Source organism: Streptomyces beijiangensis, assembly GCF_017315755.1.
GTDB classification, from domain to species: Bacteria; Actinomycetota; Actinomycetes; order Streptomycetales; family Streptomycetaceae; genus Streptomyces; species Streptomyces beijiangensis.
In genome coordinates this window covers 1-264 of the sequence record NZ_JAFLRJ010001094.1, presented here as the reverse complement: position 1 = coordinate 264, position 264 = coordinate 1, and the positions used below count along the sequence as shown (strand labels likewise).

The 264-nt window shown below is 71.6% G+C and carries 1 pseudogene; it reads left to right on the top strand.

From position 1 onward, the window contains the following. A pseudogene (locus J0695_RS40705) lies at positions 1 to 264 on the top strand (Na+/H+ antiporter); the annotation flags it as partial.

Genomic DNA, 264 nt, shown 5'->3' with positions numbered 1-264 from the left:
GCCTTCTCGATCCCGCTCATGGTGGACGGGGAGCCCTTCCCGGCACGGAACCTGGTGCTCTTCCTGACGTTCACGACCGTGATCGGGACGCTCGTGGTGCAGGGGCTGACGCTGCCGCATCTGGTGCGCCTGCTGAAGATCCCGGGCCGCGACACGCACGCCGAGACACTGGCGGAGGCCCAGGCGCAGAGCGAGGCGTCGCGGGCGGCGGAGGAACGCCTGGACGTCCTGCTCGCGGACGAGGGGAACGCGCTGCCGCAGCCG